General features: G+C 52.7%; 22 protein-coding genes and 2 tRNA genes. 2 read left to right on the top strand and 22 right to left on the bottom strand.

Going from position 1 to position 19410, the window contains the following annotated elements:
- Window positions 1-55: 55 nt before the first annotated feature.
- The 18 genes from GBK02_RS07915 to GBK02_RS07830 all read right to left on the bottom strand — a co-directional run bounded on the left by GBK02_RS07915 (window position 56) and on the right by GBK02_RS07830 (window position 14882).
- Entirely contained in the window at window positions 56-466 is a 411-nt protein-coding gene (locus GBK02_RS07915) for a hypothetical protein (RefSeq protein ID WP_203469185.1), read from the bottom strand.
- A gap of 13 nt (window positions 467-479) precedes the next feature.
- The gene (locus tag GBK02_RS07910) at window positions 480-704 is read right to left on the bottom strand and encodes a hypothetical protein (protein WP_203469184.1); all 225 of its coding nucleotides are present in this window, start codon (window positions 702-704) and stop codon (window positions 480-482) included.
- Window positions 705-774: 70 nt separating this feature from the next.
- A complete protein-coding gene (locus GBK02_RS07905; RefSeq protein ID WP_203469183.1) occupies window positions 775-1341 on the bottom strand; it encodes a hypothetical protein in 567 nt (188 codons plus the stop codon).
- Window positions 1342-1359: 18 nt separating this feature from the next.
- Entirely contained in the window at window positions 1360-2262 is a 903-nt protein-coding gene (locus GBK02_RS07900; RefSeq protein ID WP_203469182.1) for a hypothetical protein, read from the bottom strand.
- Window positions 2263-2465: 203 nt separating this feature from the next.
- A complete protein-coding gene (locus GBK02_RS07895) occupies window positions 2466-2813 on the bottom strand; it encodes a hypothetical protein (RefSeq protein ID WP_203469181.1) in 348 nt (115 codons plus the stop codon).
- Window positions 2814-2918: 105 nt separating this feature from the next.
- Entirely contained in the window at window positions 2919-3266 is a 348-nt protein-coding gene (locus GBK02_RS07890; protein WP_203469180.1) for a hypothetical protein, read from the bottom strand.
- A gap of 115 nt (window positions 3267-3381) precedes the next feature.
- Complete coding sequence (locus GBK02_RS07885) at window positions 3382-4515, bottom strand: tetratricopeptide repeat protein (protein ID WP_203469179.1); 1134 nt, start codon at window positions 4513-4515, stop codon at window positions 3382-3384.
- Window positions 4516-4605: 90 nt separating this feature from the next.
- Window positions 4606-5283, bottom strand: coding sequence for a hypothetical protein (locus GBK02_RS07880; RefSeq protein WP_203469178.1), 678 nt, complete (start codon window positions 5281-5283; stop codon window positions 4606-4608).
- 107 nt (window positions 5284-5390) lie between these two features.
- Entirely contained in the window at window positions 5391-6533 is a 1143-nt protein-coding gene (locus GBK02_RS07875) for a DUF4189 domain-containing protein (protein ID WP_203469177.1), read from the bottom strand.
- Between the two features lie 57 nt (window positions 6534-6590).
- Entirely contained in the window at window positions 6591-7082 is a 492-nt protein-coding gene (locus GBK02_RS07870; RefSeq protein WP_203469176.1) for a hypothetical protein, read from the bottom strand.
- A 94-nt stretch (window positions 7083-7176) separates the two neighbouring features.
- On the bottom strand, window positions 7177-8532 hold the full coding sequence (locus GBK02_RS07865; RefSeq protein ID WP_203469175.1) for a caspase family protein: 1356 nt from the start codon (window positions 8530-8532) through the stop codon (window positions 7177-7179).
- On the bottom strand, window positions 8520-9635 hold the full coding sequence (locus GBK02_RS07860) for a hypothetical protein (RefSeq protein WP_203469174.1): 1116 nt from the start codon (window positions 9633-9635) through the stop codon (window positions 8520-8522). Before GBK02_RS07860 ends, GBK02_RS07865 begins: the two co-directional genes overlap by 13 nt.
- Window positions 9635-10393: a hypothetical protein gene (locus tag GBK02_RS07855; protein WP_203469173.1), complete on the bottom strand. Its 759-nt coding sequence runs from the start codon at window positions 10391-10393 to the stop codon at window positions 9635-9637. Before GBK02_RS07855 ends, GBK02_RS07860 begins: the two co-directional genes overlap by 1 nt.
- Before the next feature lie 30 nt (window positions 10394-10423).
- Complete coding sequence (locus GBK02_RS07850; protein ID WP_203469172.1) at window positions 10424-10699, bottom strand: hypothetical protein; 276 nt, start codon at window positions 10697-10699, stop codon at window positions 10424-10426.
- A gap of 596 nt (window positions 10700-11295) precedes the next feature.
- Complete coding sequence (locus GBK02_RS07845) at window positions 11296-12219, bottom strand: hydrolase or metal-binding protein (RefSeq protein WP_203469171.1); 924 nt, start codon at window positions 12217-12219, stop codon at window positions 11296-11298.
- Window positions 12220-12303: 84 nt separating this feature from the next.
- Complete coding sequence (locus GBK02_RS07840) at window positions 12304-13311, bottom strand: YqaJ viral recombinase family protein (RefSeq protein WP_203469170.1); 1008 nt, start codon at window positions 13309-13311, stop codon at window positions 12304-12306.
- A gap of 99 nt (window positions 13312-13410) precedes the next feature.
- Entirely contained in the window at window positions 13411-14379 is a 969-nt protein-coding gene (locus GBK02_RS07835) for a DUF932 domain-containing protein (RefSeq protein WP_203469169.1), read from the bottom strand.
- Between the two features lie 128 nt (window positions 14380-14507).
- The gene (locus GBK02_RS07830; RefSeq protein ID WP_203469168.1) at window positions 14508-14882 is read right to left on the bottom strand and encodes a hypothetical protein; all 375 of its coding nucleotides are present in this window, start codon (window positions 14880-14882) and stop codon (window positions 14508-14510) included.
- Window positions 14883-15628: 746 nt separating this feature from the next.
- Here GBK02_RS07830 and GBK02_RS17055 point away from each other — a divergent pair.
- Window positions 15629-15865 carry an AlpA family phage regulatory protein gene (locus GBK02_RS17055; protein WP_203469167.1) on the top strand — a complete coding sequence of 79 codons (237 nt, stop codon included), beginning with the start codon at window positions 15629-15631 and terminating at the stop codon, window positions 15863-15865.
- A gap of 177 nt (window positions 15866-16042) precedes the next feature.
- A complete protein-coding gene (locus GBK02_RS07820; protein WP_203469166.1) occupies window positions 16043-17143 on the top strand; it encodes an inovirus-type Gp2 protein in 1101 nt (366 codons plus the stop codon).
- 8 nt (window positions 17144-17151) lie between these two features.
- Here GBK02_RS07820 and GBK02_RS07815 read toward each other — a convergent pair whose 3' ends face one another.
- The 4 genes from GBK02_RS07815 to GBK02_RS07800 all read right to left on the bottom strand — a co-directional run bounded on the left by GBK02_RS07815 (window position 17152) and on the right by GBK02_RS07800 (window position 19341).
- Window positions 17152-17763: a hypothetical protein gene (locus GBK02_RS07815; protein WP_203469165.1), complete on the bottom strand. Its 612-nt coding sequence runs from the start codon at window positions 17761-17763 to the stop codon at window positions 17152-17154.
- 37 nt (window positions 17764-17800) lie between these two features.
- Window positions 17801-19012 carry an integrase arm-type DNA-binding domain-containing protein gene (locus GBK02_RS07810; protein WP_203469164.1) on the bottom strand — a complete coding sequence of 404 codons (1212 nt, stop codon included), beginning with the start codon at window positions 19010-19012 and terminating at the stop codon, window positions 17801-17803.
- Window positions 19013-19176: 164 nt separating this feature from the next.
- A tRNA-Leu gene (locus tag GBK02_RS07805) sits at window positions 19177-19261 on the bottom strand.
- Window positions 19262-19265: 4 nt separating this feature from the next.
- A tRNA-Val gene (locus tag GBK02_RS07800) sits at window positions 19266-19341 on the bottom strand.
- Window positions 19342-19410 lie beyond the last annotated feature (69 nt).

The following is a 19410-nucleotide window of genomic DNA, read 5'->3' as shown; positions in this document are numbered from 1 at the left end:
CTCTTTTGGCCAACCTCAACTTGGCCGGTGTCGCCGGCCCCCGGCTCGGTGCAAATCACGCAGCACATGACGACATAGCCTCTTGCTGCACCAGAACTTTCTGATTCGCCCGCATGAAGCGCCGCTCTGCCTTGTGGCTCTCGTGGATGGTCCACAACCGTCCGACGATATCGATGAACACCGAAATTCCAAGCAGCTTGGAATCGATTACGAAGGCGTACAACAGCGGTGCCAGCCGCCAGAAAATCGCCTCGTACTGCGCCCGATGGCAAAAATCGCCCTTGCCGGCCTTGCCGTGGCGATAGCGCAGTAACTGCCGGATGTGCGGCCGGATCACCAGGATCGCGGCCAGTGCGTAGAAGCCATACACAAGTTTCCCGAGCGATGACAGCGAGGCGACCAGGGCCAGCTCGTTGTGAAACTCCTGGGTCAGAAGGATGGCGATGCTTTGCGTCAGGTTGGTCATTGAAGTTTTCGCATTAGTTGGATAACAGCGCTATGTCACCGGCAAACTTGCCCGTCATCTCGCGATTAATGCAGTCATCAATGCCCCCGCAGCCTTCGTTCTGCAACATTTGCTGGAAGTTCTGGGTGCCATTTCCCAGTTTGGTCTCGAGATCGAGCATATTGGCTCCTGTCTTGTCAGTTTCTACCTGCTCACCCTGAGCGCGGTTTCTGCTGATAAAACGGAGACTGGCGAACATTTTTGAAAAATGCCGAAAAATATCCCAACGGGAATCTGTGGTAATTCAGTCCGGGGCGGAAGAGCCTCGTTCAATCCTCAATGATCAAAAGCTTTTCCCCGCGCAATTCCGCCTTTTTCCGCATTGGCGGAAAAACCTCTTTCGCGAACCAGCGATGCAAGCGCAAGGTTTGATAATCCAGCGATTGCGAACGGCGATGCAGCCAATCCAGAAGGGCCGATTCACCGAACCACCAATGCCCTCGCCAGTCCTTGAAAAATCCATTCTCCCCGTAGTGCAAGGCCAGTCGCCGCAACAGAGTGGCATCGGTTTGATGACGGAGGATGTCGAACACATCCGCTGCCAGCGTTTGGCAATCGCCGTCTTGCCAGCGAACGCAGACAGGATGGTCGTGGAAAGCGTGGTGGATGCCTTGCTGGTCGCTGAGCGCCATGCGCTTGAGCCAGCGAAACGCTCCGCCGGCGCCGTGTTTCACGACAAAAACCGAAACTGCGACGCCGATAATGGGCGTGATCACGACAAAGCCGATCAGCCAGCCAAAGAAAAACCGGGCATAGGCGTACAAGGCAATAAACGCAGCGATACCCAATAGCCAATTAACCAGAGCTTTCTTCCTGGCGTCTTCGTCAAAGGACATGGCGATTTATCCTCGGCATTACTTGCTCAGGTAATTCAGTGCCCATCGGTATTGCGCCAGTAACTCAGGATTTTCACCCGTCTCGGGCATCGTCTGCACCCGCCTTTCCAAAGACTCGCGAACAAGAGCCGACTTGCACAGGCGCTTGAATGTCTCAGCCTTCTCGGGCTGGTCGGGACGTAGGTTGTGCATATACATGCCCAGATACATCGTAATTTCTTGCGAACCGGCTCCCTGTTTATTGATGCAGGCGCTTTCGTCGGTGAACATTTCCTCGGTCAGCAGAGCGGCGATCTTCGCATCCCAATAACTATCCAGCAGAAACCCAAGTGGCTCCGGCTGATCCACCCGCAGCCTGGCAGCAGAGAAAAGCGCTACCGCCTCTTCATCGCGCTGCTTGATGGCCTCAAACAATCCATGTGAAGTCACCTCATAGCCACGCGATTTCAGTTGCGCACGCGGGTTTTCCATTTGCCGCGAAATTTTCTCTACCCCGTCCTTGATCACGGTGGTATCCGCCTTGACGTCCAGCAACACGCCGAGCATGGCCTGCTGCACATCTTTCAGCGGAGGATAAGCATTTGCCGCCACCCCACCCTTGCTCGCATAGGCCAGCGAAATACCGCCGAACAACGCAGAAGCGCCAAGCAAGGCGGCTAATACTCTGGTGAATGGACGATTCCAGCGAGCGGGCGCTTGCTCGGCAAGCCCATTGGCTTGGGCGGCTTGCCGTTTTTCCTTGATCGCCAGCGTGGTCATCACGATGAAGATCATGCCGATCACCGTAAAGACAACGTACCTGAGACTCGTGAAAGCATCGCCGAGAAAATCGAGAAACCCATTGAGCACGGTAAACGGCAAGACCAAGGTGTTGATGGGGGTCAGGTGGTCCCTCAGGAATGTGGATGTTTTCGTGAACATGTCACCTCAAATACGTTTGGTTTTCGCAAACAGGCCGCTAATGTCCATAGTTGCGCTGGTCACAATTGAGGCGAGCCTCAAAACGCCAACCCAAATATCCGTCATGGCCATGATTTTCTGTGGAATAACTAGTATGTTAATAGGGGTCTGCCCCTATCTGTTACTGGCGTCATCGTCAAAATGAGATTTAATGCCGCACCAACCTAAACTCGGTTGATGAACCAGGGAAGGATTTTGAAAAGCACAAAGAATCTGAGTGCAATCCCTCCATACAACCCAAGAGTCCAAGCTGTATCTTCCTTTGCCCCCAAGAACATAAAGACGTAAGCAACAACGACATAACAAAGCATGAAAAAGAACAAAACCCAAAAACCAAGAATCGATAAATCGACAAGTTTTTTCTTTGAATGGCTGACAACAAATCTTAACAATATGGGGAGAATCGTAAATAAACCTACAAAATCGCCTATTAATGGAACGACCATAAAGAGCCTGACAAGGGGTGAGACTTGACCAAAAACCCATGCTCTATCCGATTGAACTTCTGACATTTTATTCCTTTCGCTGTTTGTTTTTAGTGATTAATTAGGCTGAAAATTTTTATAAAAATTCTGGCAATTTTCAATAGGAATCTGCCCCCATTTATTTGGTACAAATCAAGTCGTGCGGCGGAGGTGAACCACTATAAATGACATGGCAATGCTTGTTGCCATTAGCGGAATCGCTATGGAATAGCCAAAAACTGTGTCACCCACGGCTAATGCAAGCCCTCCACAAGCACCAGTTGTCCATACGATCAGACTCGAGATGCGTGCAGCAACAGGATTGCGCTCCTGTTTTTGGGCCTGCGACGCCATTGCCGCAATGGCCAGGATAGCGAAGTAAGCGGCCTCAACGTAACCGTTGAAATGCAACCACCCCACAAACACGAACGGTAAGAAAACCAGGATAGGCAAGAGCACGAAAAAGACCAGCCAACGCCATTGCAAAACGGGCAAACTCATTGGGAACCTCCTGTTGGCCGCTAGTGTTTTCTGGAAAGGCTATCGGTGCGCTGGGTACAAATAGCCTTTCCGATTCGTACCAAATTGGTTTGGTTTTACAGTTCAGGTCGCGTTATTACGCCCCGTTATTTGTATCGGCCATACGCTGCCAACGGGCGGCTTCCTTCAAATTTTTCTTTACACCGAGGCCTTGGGTATAGAGATCAACCAGCATGAGTTGGCTATCTTTATCACCCAACTCAGCTGCCTTGCGGTACCAGAGGGCGGCTACAGCCATATCCTTTTTGTAACCAGACTCACCGTTCTCGTAATAGGTGCCAACGTTGTACATTGCTATAGGACTACCCGCGTCGGCGGCTTTCTGATACCACTTGGCCCCCTCGTTTTCATCCTTCTTTAAGCCGGCTAGCCCAAGACGATGAAACCGGCCAATATTGAACAAGGCGTCAGCGTTACCGGTATCCGCAGCTTTTTGGTACCATTGATATGCGGTTTTTTCGTCTTTTTTATAGCCAAACTCACCGTTTTCGTAGCAGTTCGCTATTGAATTCATCCCGGCAGGATTGCCCTTATCTGCCGCTTTTTGGTCCCATTTAACCGCTTCAACTGGATCATTCTTCTCTGTGTAATAGATTCGAGCAATCGTAAGCATGGCATCGGTTTGGCCCGCTTCTGCTGCCTTGGTTAGCCACTGCATTCCTTTTTCCTGATCGGTTTTGACGCCCACGCCATAAAAATATTTTTGGCCAATCATTTCTTGGGCCAGTGTATTTCCTTGTGCCGCAGCCTGTTCCTGCAGGCTTGCTGCCTTGGCTATGTCTTTTTTCTGCCCGCCGACGCCCAACTCATAACAGCCTGACAACGCCACTTGGCCTGCTGCATTGTTCTGCTCAGCAGCAAGACGGTAAAGACGGCAGGCCTCCTTATAATCCTGCTGAACACCCACGTCGCCACCCCAATAGACTCCGCCAAGAGCGGCTTGCCCTTCTGGATTGCCTTGCGCATTGGATTTCTTGATCCATTCCAGTGCCTTGGCACTGTCGGCTGCCACCCCCTCACCCTTGAGGTAAGCACGTCCTACCAGCGCCTGGGCTGTGGCGTCGCCCGCTTCAGCTTTTTTCAGGTTTTCGGTGAAATTTGAACCTATAGTTTCTTTGGCGCTGGCAGCGGCTTGCTTGTCGTTTCCGCAGGCGCTGACAAAGAGAATTGCCAAAACAATTGCAATGATTTTTTTTGATACAGCAGACATTTGATATTCCCTTGGTGATTTCTGATACGGTGTTTATTACTTACAGTGAAGTAAGCAAGGTATAAAAATGGCGGAGCTGGCTTACCGGACTTATTCAACCTTGATCTGGAAAAGTTCCTTCATGCGTCGAGCCGACGCCCCGGGATCGTGTCGAGCTTCATTAATTGCGCTGGAGTTGATTCTGTATTTGGCGAAGCGGGGATCAACCGGTTCCGGCTTGGCTTCGGTGTAACGCAAAGGGATCAAGTCGCCGTTATAGCGCTTGTATTTCTGATATTGGTCAATCTTGCTGCTGTCGGACAGTGAATACGCGGGTTGGGTGTTGTTCGTCCAATAAAGCGGGAGCAGGTCGCTTTTCGACAGGGTGATATAGCCTTCCGGGTTATCCCGGTATTGGGCGCAATCCTTGACCGATCTCTCTCCGGTTTCTCTATCTACCCAGTATGAGATGACCTCGGTGCAGTAATTGTCGTGCTGGCCAATCACGGTCACTTGGTTGCCCTTCACCTTGCGCACGATGAAGCCGGGTAGATCTCCGCCTGTACTGGAGCGTTCCAATATGGCATTGGTCGTGACGACGACAGCCCCCTTGGGCATATTGGCACGCCAGCTTTGCAGTTTATCGGACATCTGTTGGTAATAGGCCTCGGGGTTAGCCTGAGTTTTGCCCGATCCCATGTCGAGGATTTTGTTCTGGGCATGAGCCATCGAAAAACAGCCCAGCAGTACAAGAGCTCCCATCGATAGGGGAAGACATGATTTCGACATTCAATTTCTCCTTTGTCCTAATTTCCCAGAAGGATTGCTTCAAAATTCTTCATGGCCTTGGTTTTCTAAGAATTTAATAGGGAGCCGACCCCATTTATTATTTATTTTTAATTACCACAGGCCGCGTCAACATTAAGCTCGCAGGCCTTCTTTAAAAAATAGGCCGCTTTCTGTTTATCCTGGCGACCACCACTACCATCGTCATACATCAACCCGACAGCGTAGCAACCAGCTCCAACCTTCAAACTACAGGCCTTGTCGTAATATTGAAATGCTTTCTGTTTGTCCTGACGAGCATCATTACCTTTACGATAAATATTCCCTAGGTTGTAGCAGCCTTTTCCATCCCCCAAACCACAGCCCTTATCGTAAGACCGAACTGCTTCCTCCTTGTCCTGACTGACGCCCTCCCCCTTGTAGTACATCACCCCGAGGTTGTAGCAGCCTGCCCCGTCGCCGGAATCACAGGCTCTTTGATTAGTAACTACACCAGCGTTCTGATGACGCCCTTGTTCTGGAGTAACCGCTGCTGCCTTGTTGGTGCTCCAACCATTTTGCTTGGCCGCTAATTCATATTGTTCCAGATTCAAAAAACCGTATTTCACTGCCTCCCTCGCCGCATCTTGGCGATTAAGCATCGCATGGGCCGCTTCTCGACTCATTTCTTGGTTGCTTGTCTTTTGCCCCACCGTATACATGCAAATAATCTCAATTCCCGAAAGTTGTTCCATGTATTTTTCGTAACTCATTTCGCCGCTGACAATTTTGTCCAATTTTGCCGTTGGGTTTGTCGTAACGCATGCGCAGGGATGGTCCTGAACAAAACACTGTGTTGTTGCTTCTTGGCTGGATGCAGGAAGCTGGCGAGGCTGGCCTTCTTGCCACTCCTGCGCCAACTGGCAGCTAGCCCGGTAATAGGCTTCACACTCCCGCTTGCCATCGATCCGCGCCTGCTCCGCCGTAGGGCGCCCCGTTACCGCAGTGACGCCGCAGGTCTTGGCGCAGGTGGCGTAGAGCGCGACGAATCCGGGCTCATCGGTGACTTTGAAGACCTGGCAATCCGCACCGCCACCGCTCTTTTTACAATCGGCAATAGCCGCTGAAATGGCTGCTTCCTTGGTCGGCGCATTCTTGACCGATCCGCCTTTTTGCCCGGACTGGCTCCAGGCGATGGCCGTGAAGGCGTTGGCCACGCAGGGGGCGGTGCTGAGAAGTAATAATGTGGCTATACCGAATACTGTGCGTTTCATGGTGTCTCCCTTGGTTGTCGCACTGCTATAACGCCTGTGATTTCATTTTTTGAAAAATTATTGCCTTGAACCGAAGTGAGCGCCGGGCAGCAGGCTGCCGCGCTTCAAGCCGGTCAGAGCGTAGTAGCGACTCGCGCTGCGCTCATCCATCAAGTGAAGTCCCTTCAGTGACCAGGCGATGGCGGCCTCCCGATCTACCGGCAAGCCCCAAAGTCCGCGCTCATAGCCGAAGGCAAGGTAGTCGAAAGCTTGTCGTTCGCCTTTCTCGGCTGCGGCAAGCAGATACTGGCCCGCCGCTTTTCTATCCAGTTCAAATCCGGGGATGGGCTTGCAAGGGCTGCTGGCATCTTGGCAAAGTATCCCGCCGATAAAAGCCGCTTTCATGTAAAGCCCCCAGGCATTGCCGGCGCTGGCCAGCTGCTCGGTTTCCTGTTTGACGACCGGCCAGTTGGCTTGCTTGATGGCCTCTAGCAATTCACGCTCGCCGGCTTGTGCCGGTACGCACATTGGCAAAACAGTTAGTGCCAGGATCAGTCTGAACAGACGCACAACGCCCCCTTGAGCAAAATGATTCGATCATAACGTACATGCCAATAAGATTTTTGGCTTGTACCTATTTTGAAGTCGATGAGCCGACATGGTGTTATCGCCTCTCCTCTGGAACAGCCGCCGCCCTTTTGCTTACGCCGCCCAGATAGGGGTCGCGTGCTGCCTCCATGGCCGACAGCAGAGTGTCCAGTTGAAGCAGATCCAGCCGGGCACGGGTGTAGCGCACGTGGTTGGCCTGTTCTATCCAGCGGCGGGCGGTGTCGAGATTGCGGTCGACGCCATGGCCGGCGAAATACATTTCACCCAGCTCCACCTGGGCAATGGGGAATCCGGCCTCAGCCGCCTGGGCCAGCCATTTGAGCGCCTTGGAGTTGTTGGCGTTGTAGCGCGTGACTTTGCCGCTGCCCGGTTCAATGGCCTTTTCGACGCCTTCGCGATAGGCAAGCGCCAGCGTGGTTTGGTGCACCAGGCTGCCGCCTTCGGCCTTGTGTTCGAGCGCGGGGAGTTCGTCGGCGGTCAGGCGTTCGACGCGCTGCTGGATTTCCCAATCGAGCATGTCCCATTCCTGCACGCTGAGATCGTTGAACCAGTTGAGCGATGGCGGGGTTTCTCCCCGAACCTTGCGCCCCTCCCGCCCCAGTCGGGCGAACTGGAGGGGTTTGCCGGCCGCCACGGTGACGCCGTCCGGCGGCTGGAAATAGTAGTCGTCGGTTAGTGACGACTCATACCAGGGAATCTGGTCGTCCAGGCTTTGCCGGCGGACGAGGCTGCCAACCTTGTTGAAAATGTCGCGTATTTCAAGTTGCGGTTCGAGCAGCGTTCGGGCCAGCGTTTCGCTGTAAACGCTGTTTTTGCCCTGGCCTTCGGGCGCCTGCTGCCCGGGGGAGGCGGAATAGGCGATCAGCGTGCCGCGCGGGGTATGTTCCCGGGCGAGGCCCAACGCGTTGAAACTGCGGTAACGGACCGCGCCGGCCGGCAGGAAAGGATTGTTGCGGCAGGCGTCAAGGATCAGGATGTTGACCGCGCTACGGGCCAGCGCCAGGCGTTCGAGCAAATGGCGCACCGGATAGGCCTTGAGCGGGACGCTGGCTTCGCCGGTCAGTTGCATGTCGATGGGGGTCAGGTAATTGCCGCCGCCCACCTGCATGCCATGCCCGGCGTAGTACACCAGTGCGGTCGCTCCTTCCGGCAGTCCATCGGTGAAGCGGGCCACGACTGCCATCATTTCTTCGCGGGGCAAGTCGGTGCGTTCGGTCACGGCAAACCCCAATTGCCGCAGTGTCTGAGCCATCAGCTTGCCATCGCGCAGGGCATTGGGCAGCGCATCGCGGCTATATCCGCCATTCGCCAATACCAGCGCATGCTTTACCGCCTGGTTGCCTGCGGCACTGACGCTGGCGCCGCAACTTAGCAGCAAAACCAAGAATATCAGGCGAATCAGGGCTGGCATGCCGTTTCCTTTGTCTCGACGACGATTACATCTGCCACCAACGGGCTGTTGCGCAACTGTGCCAAAGCTTCTTTTACTGAAGCATCCGCAGGCAGGCTGAGCCACCATTCGCCGATTTCCGAGGGGCCGCTGACGACGCGTGCCTCAGCCTTGCGCAGCAGCAACACCACGGTTTCCTGTGGCGCATTGGCCTTGAAGACGACGCGCAGGCGGGCAACTGCCGCGCAGGGCGTCGTGACCTCGCTGTGGCCCCGATAGCGCAGGGTTTCATCGTCGCCGACGTTGAGCCACAGATTCTGGACAGCGATGACAGCAATCAAGGCCGCCAGGACCGGCGCCGGAGCCCAGTGGCGACTGAACAGCCAAGCGAAGAATCCGCTACGGATCGGCTGTTCTTTGGTCTGGGGGGCCACCGCCTCGGCTGTGCTGCTCATTTCGTCGGCCAATTGCTGGTGGAGGGCACGATAGGCGTGGCGTGGATCGCCGGGGCCGCCGAGCGGCGAGCCGGTGATGCCGACATGCTCGGCGTCGAGGTCGCGGGCGAAGATATGTCCTGGCCGGGGGGGAATCGGCTCGGCACCGTCCGGCGCTTCAGCCAGTGCGATAACGGCCCCCAGGCGCGCCGGGGACAGCTTGGCGAGAATCGGCGCGTCGCCCGGGATGATGGCTCGCAACGGCAAGCGGGTCATGACCATGCCGGCTTGCGGGTCAGCGGGGCCGTCGTCTTCCTCGATCAGCAAGTCCCGGTCGGTGGCGTAATCGGTATCGGCCGTCACCAACCAGCCTTGCCATTGCTGGCCGCCCAAGTGGGCACCGAGCAGCACGCCGACATTGCGGCCAAGCGGTCGGGAATTCTGCTTGTTTATCGCGTTGACTGCAGACAAGGCACGAATTTGCCCAACAGCCGGAGCGCTCGGCACATGTGCAAGTTGTGCGGCCACCGTGCGTGCGATGTGTTCGCGGATGAAGTCGGGCATGGGCGGCGGCGTATCTGGCTGGGCAGCATCCAGGTCAGGAAGGAACTCAGATGATTCCGGTGACACAGGGGAATCGAAAAGCTCCCGGCGCAAGCGTTCGAGCGGGGGATAGAGCCGGCGCTGCATCACGTTTCCCCCATGGTTTTCTGAACGCGCAAGCACAGGAGATTCAATAGTGCGACCAATTCCCGGTGCCATTCCGGAGAAATTTCTGCCCGCAGTTTTGTCAGCCAGCCGCCGAGCAAGGTGTTTTCATAACCTTGAAAAAAGCCGCCCTTCTGCCCGGTGATTCCCAACTTTTTGGCCTTGTAGTGGTAGCTGGCGATCTGCCAGCGTTTGGCGATTGCGTCCATCGGCAGACGTGCCTCATCTTCGGCACAAGTGTGATGACGTAGCATCCGTCGCTCACCTTCGCCCAAGGTGGCGAGAAAACGATCCGCTTCGGCATTGGCTGTCGCCACATCGATGCCGGCTTCAGCCAGGAGGTGCAAGTCGTCGTGGGAAAGCGCCACGGCACATGCCTCCACCACATCGGTGAAGACATCTTCTTCGTCAGCAACGTATTCGTCTATTTCCACCAGTCCGGCCTGTTCGCGTATTTCATCTTGTGCAAAGCGCTTCAGGTAACCGTGCAGAACATGCGCATTTTCCAGATCGCCCGCCTGGGTTGTCCGGGCGTTTTGCAAAATCTTCTGCACGAAAAAAGCATGGATCAGATCCTGCCGCGCCTCGGTGTCGGCATATTCCGCCGGCAACCGGGTGCGTATCAGCAGGCGGGTGACCTTTTGATAGAAATCCGCCCATTCCGCCTCTGACAGGCCAGGTGAAAGTTTGCGTCGGCGCCAGTAACCAAGAATCGCCTGATTGTCGGGGAGAGTTGCCATGAGATGGGGTCAGGATTGAAGCGAACGCCATTATGCCGTGGGGGATTGGCTGTCGGCGAGGAGGGATTCGATAACCGTCACGGCTTTCTTGAGGAAAACATTCCAGGGACCATACTCGGTCGCCACATCGAGGGTATGGTGACCTTCCGGCAAAAATACCTCGAGGGCAAATTTTCCTGGGTCGCCAAGTTCCAGAAAATAGCTGCTTTCACAGGTGATGAGCGCAAGAAGTTTTTTGCTGCCGCTGGGGTACACCCCAACCATGTAACGGTATTCGATGGCACAGACTCCAGATTGGCGTAGCACTCGATGCGCATCGTTCCATCATCATGGCTTTGAATGACATCGGCGGATTCAACAGGGGGCGGGCAATGCCACTGCGGGGCGGGGCGGGGCGGGGGAGATCATGGCAAAGATTTTCTCGGGGCTGATGTCTCCATAACTGCTCAGGAAAATATTTTTGAAATTTTGCAGTTCCTTAGGTCTGCTAATTGGCTGATACCGGCCTTACTATCGAAATCTGCTGTAAGACCGCTATGGCCGAGGTGCTGTCAGTACTGCAACTACTCCACCCACTACTGATTTTTCGGGAAACTGTCGAAGCGACCCGTTAATTAATGGAAATGGGAAGATGCCGCCGGATAATCTAGCGATCATCGTAGTCATGTTTAATTTTGTCAGCGTGCTCGCAAAATAAGGGCTCCATTGACGGCCTGATAACGCTGTTAGGTATTGCGCACACAGCCCTTTTCGTACCCAAATCACAAAAAAATTTCCGACGAAAATTAAGACAGGAGGTGGCATCCCCACCGCCTGTCTCAGTTCAAATCAGAACCTGCACAATATGACGCCCTGCCGTACTTAAACTGTACTCAAGCCAATCGATGATTCGCGCGCGTTGATCAGGAAACGAGTGAATCAGCCTTGGCATCCAGCTTTGTCGCGAGCGATGACTTTCCTTGCACGACCAAATCAGGTTTTCCCCCATCCGAATCAAGCTTCGATGGAAGTTGCTGAGCCGATTGTGTGTCGCTGAAAAACTCTTCGACCACAACGCTGCCATCCTCATCGCTTTCCTCAAATGCCCCGTTGCCCAAACCTAGCCGAGCAGCAATGTCCAAGGCCGCTTGATCAAAACCTGCCAACTGTCGATCAGCGTCCTTTCGCCTGGCATCAGCCAACATCTCTTCGATGGTCATGCCGCTTCTCGGGGTGATATCGACATAGAAAATCGGCGCGCCATGACTCTGCCGTGTGGATTTGCCGCGCAATCTCAACTCCAGCGGCAGACAGGAGAGTCGATCACCGGAAATGGCCTGGAAGTAACGCAAGCGTGCCACGAGCGTCCGAATACTGTTGAATCCAGTCGTCCGAAACACAAAACAACCCAATGGATCATCGTCACCGACGCTCACATTCAGACGAGCATACGGCTTACACGCATGACCCTGCGCCAAAGGACAACCAACCGGTGAAGGACACGGCAAACTCTGTATCCCCTCTTCGCTTCGCCGTTTGCAGGTTTCGCCATTACCAACGCACAGTGGCCGGCCGGTATTTCGGTCGAACAGGCTGTACTCCGCCCTAAAACTCAATTCTGGATCGTTGAAAAGGAGTTGAATCGGGATGCTGCGTATCTTGCCGCCCTGCCCTTTGCGTAAGCCCTCATCAAAGGGGTGAGGCAACCAGCCATCCTTTCCTTGAACCTGGCTCGTAATGGTGAATTGATCGTCTTTCTCCGGTAGTCGCTTGCCGTTGCGCTCGACGACCTTGCCAATGGAAATTCGCCCGAGTACCGGCGGCGTGATGACCAAACCTTTCAGCATGATTTTTACTCCTTCTATCAATAATTGCCCGCACACGAGCGCCCCGGATGATTCCGGCGGCGGTCGTGTTTGGGTGAATGGGGTTCAAGCGATCAGAAACCGCCTGCTGCCAGCCTTCGTCGTGGCATAGCGCTGTTGGAGATCGGGGTGATCGGCCAGGAGTCGGGCAACGTCCGCTGCCACGCTGTCCTTGCTCCGTTTCCAGGTGACGCAACCCGTTTCAAAATGTGCCCCGCTCGCCTCACCGATGGCCTGCTGCAGGCGCTGCTTCAACTGCGCTTCCAGCTTCTCCTGCTCCGTAATGGACTGACGGACCGCCAGCAAATCCGCGAAGCTGGCCGAGAGGTTCCGATCCTGGGTGAAATCCAGCATCTGTCCGTGATCCTTCGGGTACAGACAACGCAAACTCTTCTCAGCAGATTCGGAGCCATCGGCGGGTGGTGGTGTATCGGTTTCAACGTAGCGCCAGAATTGGCGTTCCAGTTCGATCAAGCGCCGGATCAACGTTTCATCTCGTTCGATACGATGGATTTCCAGGTGCTGACCACCGAGCAGGACGGCCACATCAGCGGCTTGCTTGCCCGTCACGGCCAATTGGTGATGGACCTGCAACTGGACATATTCCGGAACACCTTCCTTCCAGAGACGTGCACCGTTAATCCCGGCTGTTTTGCATTCCAAGATCTGAACATCGCTGGCCCCCGTCACTTCACGGTCGATATTCGCCAGCATCCAAGCGAGTGTTGGATCTGGATGTTGCAGTACAGAGTTAATGCGCCGCACCCGGTGGCCGGTCCGTTTGGTGTAGTGCGCCGCCACAATCGGTTCGAGGATGTTGCCCCAATAGGCTGGGCTTTCCTCATCCTGGGGATCTGCTTTGGGCATGCTGCCATCTCGTCCAGTTTTCTCAAGCCAGAGTTCGAGTTGGGACTTGTAGGGATTGAGCCCCACCGCAGCGGCCGCATCGGAACTGCCGATCCCTTGTTTGCGAACGGCTAGCCAATCGTCACGCGGCAGTTCCTTGGTACCCACCAGGCGCAATGCCGGGCGAGGTTTAGCCGAACTGACCAGTGGCAAGACTTGGGTTTGCATGATGTGTTCCTTTCAGAAACGACAACGCCCAGTCAGCATTTGCTGAACCGGGCGTTGTCTGTGGAGGCGTAAAAGGTAAAAGCTGGGCTGGCGATGAATTCAGGCGGCAAGCAGTAAAGCGGTATCCAGAGCCCGTTGTTTAATCACGGCTCCTTGACCGAACCAGGCAGAATCCATCCGGTACTCGGTACTTCTAGCACGCCGCTCATGATCAACGTACTCAGTCACGGCGTTCAGCAAGCCCCAGGCTGTGCCTTTGGCCGCTTCAAGTTCCGCACCTCGCCCTTGACCATCGTAGAGGCTATGGACCTTTTTCAACGCCCGTTCATTGGACAGGACAGATAAATCACCGGGAACCGGCTGGGCATCACACAGCACGCGCAGGAAGTAGTTCATCGCCTCATGTGATTTCACCTTACGCTCAGCCAGAGTCTTCATGCGATACATGAAGCCATCCCACTGGGAAACGGCAATACCCAATTGCTGTTTGACCAACTGGGCGTCAAAACGCGTGCTGTGCGGCACCTTGATCGCTTGCGTTGCGCCATTCACGGCAATGGTCAGGGTGTTATTGCAGACCACCCGTATCGTCGTGGGGGTTGCTGTTGTGGCCAGGGTGCCATCACAGGAAGTGGCCAGCAGCAGATAGCCATTGACCTGGTCATTCCCCTTCAAAGTAGTCGACTGTCCTGTTCGCGCCAACGCCCAAAACTTCTTCCCGCCTTTCAAAACCCCTGCCGTCTCCAACTGATAACCAGAGATTTCCGTGAGATCGCGATAAAACTCCAGTACCTCACGCGGCTGAATGACCTGATAGCGTTGTGAGACCACAGAAAGCGCTTCCTTCGTATCCGAACGATACAAGACCTTCTGTTCCGGAAACGAGTGAATCGAGCCTAACGAACCGATACTGTCCGACATGAAGCGAACCGGCGACTCATTGATCTGCCAATTCATGCCGGCTTCCTGTTGCCAGACTTCTAAAGGCTGTTTGCTTGGAAGGCGATTGCCCAAGCCGTGCCACGGCTCTTCACCGACGTAGGCCATTTGTTGCACGAGATGTGCCATTGAAACTCTCCTAAACGGATCGAGGATGTAAAAGTGGAATATGGATGAACGATCGATGGATCAACGGACTACAGGCGTCCCGTCATGCCGTAAGCACTGGACGCACCGGGGTGAATCCGAACAAGGGCTCAGCGATGGAGTGGCAGTCGCGCGCGCTGATTATGCTGATCGTCCTGGGAGTCGTTGCTGAATGTGTGGCCACAATTCAGGCAGCGGTTGTTCTCCAAGTAGCGTTCATCGATTGCTTGACCAATCTTGGCACCTGCCGCACCACCTGCTGATCCGCCCAAAATGGCTCCAATAATTGCCCCGGCAATACCGCCAATACCGATCCCAACAGGCCCTACGACGGCACCGACGCTCGCACCCAGCCGAGCACCACTCATGGCCCCGGCGGCACCGCTCGCTGCGCCACCTACAACGCCGATCGTGGCGCCCGTCTTTTTGCCGTAATCGAACGTTTCAAGTTTTCTGGATTTGCACACTGGGCATTTCAAAGTCATGGTTTTTCTCCTGCGTTCATTGAGGAAGGACAGATGAGCCAATGGCCGGAGCATCTGCTGTTAGCTGAACTACTCGGAAAGCACATACAGAAAAGCCCACTCCGTCAGCAACGGAGTGGGCTTCTTGTGAATATGCAGAGACTTGCCAATTCGACACTCCGAAGACAGTTCTCTCAGGTTTCCAATTCAGATATACGTGGCTCAGATACTTTAGAAACAGGATCGGGCGGGAGCCTTCTCAATTCACGGGCTGGTTCAGCAGCTGAAATAATTTTGGAACAGGAGCCCCTAGCAAAGACCCGTGCTGAGTGGGTGTAGAACCAACTCGACTGTGCCAGGGGAACTAAGTTGCCCTGTCGTCAATTACTCAAAAGGCTACATGAAGGAAGTGACGTGATCACGGGGCGTCCTTGCCGGTGTGCGGCAGCTTGCTCCGTAGGTTCAGGCTTTCTCACAGCAAATCCGGTAAGTCTTCTTGTGATTGATTAGCCAGTCTTCGCACCGCAGCTGTATTGACCCAGCAGCACCTGGATGCATTCAACACCGTAGCGAATCTGAATGGCCACAAACTCCCGAACTCGCTGCCTTTCGGCATGGTCGTCCGGCAGTTTGTCTTAGGCGGCCCCTGCGTTGGTGGTTAAGCGTGGCTTTAGCTAAGCACAAATCAACCAAGCTTGGCTAAAGCTCTACGACAACTGAAATTATTTTTTATATTTGTCGTTGTCCAAAAACAAACAGGGGAAACAATGATGAACGATATTGATGTGATAACAAAGCCGGCGCGGGTCATTCGTATAAAAGACCTGCAGTCAATGATAGGAATAGGTCGATCAACAATTTACGACTGGATTAATCCAAAATCTCCGAGATTTGATCAAACATTTCCTGCGCCATTCAAGTTAGGAGGAGCTTCTGTTGGGTGGTTGTTGGAGGAGGTTTGCGAGTGGATACAGGCCCGATCTGAAGTCGGGAGGATTAGGTAGAAAAACGGCGATATTTTCAATTCTACTGCGGAGAATTTTGCGTGATTGTTTTACTTGATTTCACATTACTATTTAAGATACAAAACCATCCTACAGAGAAGTGCGGGGGTGCTTTTGAATTATTTACAACAGGTTCCGGTTGTTTTTATTTAAATGTTTTGTCAAGTTGGTGTTGTCATGAGTAAAGATCGGGTTGCCTGTCTGAGTGACTGGGTCGGGAGAAACGCATGGACAGGGGGTGATATCAGCTCTAATGGAGAGGGAGCTGGTCGCCCTGATTGCGATGCGGTCAAGGCACTTCGAAGGTGCTTGGACTCACTGACGGATTTGTTGCTTTTTGATGGGAATGTCTTTGATGTCTTGAGAAAAAACAAGGATGGAAAATATGCGATAGCATCAAGGGGGGATAGCAATTTGATGAATTTGTTTGAGAATATACTGCAGAGAGATTTGCGGCGCGTTATGGCAGATTTTTCATATCATGATCTCGATCCAATATTTAAGCTTTTCGTTGATTTACTATCAAAAGATTCGGTGTTGAAATCATATTTCAATTTTTACAATACCAGCACAATGGATAAGAAGGTATTTGCGTATGATGCATTCAATAAGTTTATAAATAATTTCAGGGAGCAATCTTCTGGTGCGGATTTTACAAAGACAGTTAAAAACAGACGCAGAGCTGCTAGTAAGAATGCAAGAAGCGCATTGAATTTGATCAATAATCTTTTTGATATCCACTCGCGACTTTTGGTTGTTCGTGTCGATCTATCTTATGTGAATGGATCAATTCTTTGCTCTGATAATTGCAAGAGCGCGCACTTGGATTTGGAAAAGTGGCTTCGGCATATCCGTTCCGGAGAAAAATTCAGCGCATTTGTAGGATATATTTGGAAACTGGAGTTTGGTCCGTCACGAGGCCTTCATTTTCATGTCATGCTTTTTTTTGATTCATCAAAAGCACGCAATGATATAAACCTAGGAAAAATGGCGGGGGAGACTTGGATTAATTTAACGAATAAAAAAGGTGCGTACTGGAATTGCAATGCTAACAAGCCGTATTACGAAAAAAGAGGGGTTCTTGGAATTGGTTCTATAAGCCACGATAATGCGATTTTACGTAAAAACCTACTAAAATCGGCGGGTTATCTGGCAGAGGTGGATTACTATGTGGCGCTATCCGGAGTGGTCGGAAGAACCTTTGGCAGATCTGAACTTAAGGTGGTTGTAAAAAAGGGGGGGCGTCCTCGAAAAAATCAAAGTGCTGTGTGTCACTAAAATCTGAATTAATTAGCCTTGAATGCGTCCTTTAACTCCGGGAGTGGTGCGCCGGAATTAATCCATTTTGTTACTGTTTTTCTAAGATTGGATGTTGCGAAGTTGTATTTTTTTAGAGAATTTTCTTGCTCAATTTTTTCCATGTTGATTTCAAGGAAATGATTTATGCTCTCCCATCCTTCCTTGGGTTTTGTTGAGTCCACTAGTTTTTTTATGAATTTCGCAAAATCTTTTGATTTTTTAGTTCTTGCTTCGCCGCCCTTTGCTGCAGCTTCTTTTCTTTTTGTTGTTGCTTCTATTACGGAAGTTAGATCATCTTTGTAGAACTTGCACATTTTTTTATAGTGCATGTATTCTGCATGGTCATTTATAATCTCCAAGATTGCATTGCTCAGGGGGTACCGTTGTATTATCGTTGCGTATAGCTCGTAGAGTTTTTTGTAGTGGACGCATCTTTCTTCGGCCGGTGTTGTTCTTGCTTTGACAATTGTGAGTGACAATTCACGGTCTAAATCAAATTCTTTAGCCAAATTCGTCATCGCATCCGCAAGTGAACTGGATTTCATTATTTCAGCGAGCTGGACTAAATTAGTTGGGTATGCATTATCATATATTCCCATTTTTCACCTCAAAATTTAAATAACTAGTTAATGCAATCTAAGCAGCAGGCGTAAATTCCAATACTTGTGCTCCAGATTTCAGCTTGTCTAAGTAGTCGGACCAAGATTGCATCATCACACGACGTTCTTTGAGAAACTTGGTGCGGTTATAGGCTGTACCTAAACTATCAGAAACGGAGTGGGCCAGCTGGTGCTCAATGACTTCAGGCTTCTGATGTAGTTCTTCATGCAGGATAGTGCGGGCCATTGCACGGAATCCGTGCCCAGTGATTTCTGTCTTTGTGTCGTATCCCATACGACGTAGTGCCGCATTGATGGCAGCATCGCTCATGGGAAGTTTGGGGTCACGCCCTGGAAAGACATAGGGGCCGTGGCCTGTCAGGGCGTGTAGTTCCCGTAGCGTTGAGACAACCTGGCTGGCGAGCGGGACGAGGTGTTCAGTTTTTGTCTTGGTGATGAAGTAACGCCATTCGCCCTTGTCGAGGTCGAAATCCTCCCACTTCGCTTTTCTCAACTCACCTGGACGGACAAATACTCGTGGTCCGATCTCAAGGGCGCATTTCACAACGAATGTGCCCTTGAAACCATCTATCGCTCTAAGCAACTCACCCACTTCTTTCGGATTGGTGATTGAGGGAAGGTTTTCGGTCTTTGCCGGAGGAATTGCGCCTTTGAGGTCCGGGCAGGGGTCGCGTTCCGCTCGGCCGGTAGCGATGGCAAAACGGAAGCATTGACTGATTTCGCTCTTTGCTTTGTGGGCAGTGTAGCGAGCTCCCCGTGCATCAATCCGGCGAAGTACGGCCAGAATTTCAGGGGCGGAAATCTCAGAGATTGGTCTGGTACCCATCCAGGGGAAGACATCCTTCTCCAATCGGGCGAGAGCCTTTTTGTATTGAGCTTCTTCGATGTTGCTGCGCTTGTACTCTAGCCATTCGCGGCAGATGATTTCGAAGCTGTTGGCAACGATGGCTTCCCGGGTAGCTTTGGCTGCTTTTCGATGTTGGCTGGGATCAACCCCATTGGCCAATTGCTTTCGGGCTTCGTCTCGGCGTTCTCGGGCCTCCTTGAGACTGATGTCAGGATAGACCCCTTGAGCAAGCGTTTTTTCTTTGCCGTCAAATCGGTATTTCTGGCGCCAGTACTTTGAGCCATTTGGGTGCACCAGAAGGAAAAGACCTTTTTCGTCAGCAAGCTTGTAAGCCTTGTTTGCAGGCTTTGCGCTACGTACTGCGGTGTCGCTCAGTGCCATTGGGGGTATCTCCTCTAGGCGTGTAGCCTTGTACCCCTGTTTATACCCCTCTGTACCCCCGGATTGCAATAGATCGCTTTGGACTTCCGTGGACGCAAAAAAAGCCAGAAACCTTGTATTTGCTTGGTTTTCTGGCCTTATTTGGACTGCTTTAGAACTATTTTTGGTGCTCTGGGCGAGACTCGAACTCGCACACCTTGCGGCACTACCCCCTCAAGATAGCGTGTCTACCAATTTCACCACCAGAGCAATTTGGTGCGTCCTGACGGGCTCGAACCGCCGACATTCTGCGTGTAAGGCAGACGCTCTACCAACTGAGCTAAGAACGCGAGGGGGCGCATTATAGCCTTGCCCACCCATACCGAGTCAATACATTTTTTGATTTTATAAAATTACAA

The organism is Dechloromonas sp. TW-R-39-2 (assembly GCF_016864195.1).
GTDB lineage: Bacteria > Pseudomonadota > Gammaproteobacteria > Burkholderiales > Rhodocyclaceae > Azonexus.
Note: the sequence above shows the minus strand (reverse complement) of the source record. Positions and strands in the feature narration are given on the sequence as shown.